1 protein-coding gene is annotated in these 1,742 nt (G+C 78.2%); it reads left to right on the forward strand.

The features are described 5' to 3' along the window. Positions 1-170 precede the first annotated feature (170 nt). Positions 171-1,658 (forward strand): S8 family serine peptidase, encoded by a 1,488-nt coding sequence (locus ACRYR7_RS25455; protein ID WP_432575180.1) that lies wholly within the window; start codon positions 171-173, stop codon positions 1,656-1,658. The last annotated feature ends 84 nt before the right edge of the window (positions 1,659-1,742 follow it).

The following is a 1,742-nucleotide window of genomic DNA, read 5'->3' on the forward strand; positions in this document are numbered from 1 at the left end:
CCCCCCCCCCCCCCCCCCCCCCCCCCCCCCCCCCCCCCCCCCCCCCCCCCCCCCCCCCCCCCCCCCCCCCCCCCCCCCCCCCCCCCCCCCCCCCCCCCCCCCCCCCCCCCCCCCCCCCCACCGCCGGCGGCACCGTCCTGTCCAGCAACGCCGAGGTCGGGTACGCCCTCGTGCGCGCCGGTTCCGAGGACTTCACCACCCGGGTCGCCGGGACCGCCGGCCTGGCCGGCGCCGCCGCCAACAGCCGCATCGGCACCTCGCCCGACGGCGCCGGCGACGCCGACCGCGCCGTGGAGCGCCTGACCGCCACCGTCCCCGGCGGTGACACCGTGCTCAAGGCCCGCCCGGCCAGGCGGCCCGGCGCCGAGCCGCTGGCCGGCCTGCAGTGGGACATGCAGGCCATCGACGCCACCGCCGAGGGTTCCCACGCCGTCCAGCCCGGCAGCCGGAAGGTCACCGTCGGCGTCATCGACACCGGGGTCGACGCCTCCCACCCCGACATCGCCCCGAACTTCGACGCCGCCGGCAGCCGGAACTTCGCCACCGACCTGCCCGAGATCGACGGGCCCTGCGAGGTCGAGGGCTGCCTCGACCCGGCCGACGTCGACGAGGGCGGCCACGGCACCCACGTCGCCGGCACCATCGCCGCCGCCGCCAACGGCCTCGGCGTCGCCGGCGTCGCCCCCGGCGTGAACCTCGTGAACCTGCGCGCCGGGCAGGACTCCGGGTACTTCTTCCTGCAGCCCGTGCTCGACGCCCTCACCTTCGCCGGCGACTCCGGCGTCGACGTGGTGAACATGAGCTTCTACGTCGACCCGTGGCTGTTCAACTGCCGGGCGAACCCGGCGGACTCCCCCGAGGAGCAGGCCTCGCAGCGCACCACCGTCACCGCCGTGCAGCGCGCCCTGGACTACGCGCGCAGCAAGGGCGTCCTGCCCGTCGGCGCCGCCGGCAACGCCGCCACCGACCTCGGCGCGCCCGGCGTGGACACCTCCAGCCCGAACTACCCGCTCGACGCCCAGGGGAACCCCGCCGGCGCGCGCGAGCGCACCATCGACAACTCCACCTGCCTGTCCGTGCCCGCCGAGAGCGACGGCGTCGTGACCGTCACCTCCACCGGCCCCTCCGGCCGCAAGGCGTACTACTCCAACTACGGCACCGAGCAGGCCGACGTGGCCGCCCCCGGCGGCGACGCGTACGACACCCCCAACGGCCGCTCGAACCCCGCCGCGCAGGTGCTGTCCACCTACCCGGCGGGCGTGCTCGCCGCGCAGGGCCTGATCGACGCCGACGGCGAGCCCACCACCCCCTCCGTCCTGCGCGAGACCACCCGCGACGGCCGCGACGCCTACTACCGCTACCTGCAGGGCACCTCCATGGCCGCCCCGCACGCCGCGGGCGTGGCCGCCCTCGTGGTCAGCGAGCACGGCGAGAACGACCCCGCCCACCCCGGCACGCTCACCCTGGACCCCGAGCTGACCGAGGCGTTCCTGCTGGGCACCGCCGACGACGTGGCCTGCCCGACGCCGGCGGAGTTCACCTACCGCCGCGTCACCCCCAACGGCGAGGTGACCTCCACCGCCACCTGCGCCGGTCCGGCCGACCGCAACGGGTTCTACGGCCGGGGCGTCGTCAACGCCCTCGACGCCGTGTCCTGACCCCGCAGCACCCCCGCACCACCCGCGCGGGGCCCGCGCGGCCGGCGGGGGGGGGGGGGGGCGGGGGGCGGGGGGGGGGGGCCC

Origin of the sequence: Kineococcus gurbantunggutensis (genome assembly GCF_050871925.1) — a bacterium.
In the GTDB taxonomy this organism is placed as follows: domain Bacteria; phylum Actinomycetota; class Actinomycetes; order Actinomycetales; family Kineococcaceae; genus Kineococcus.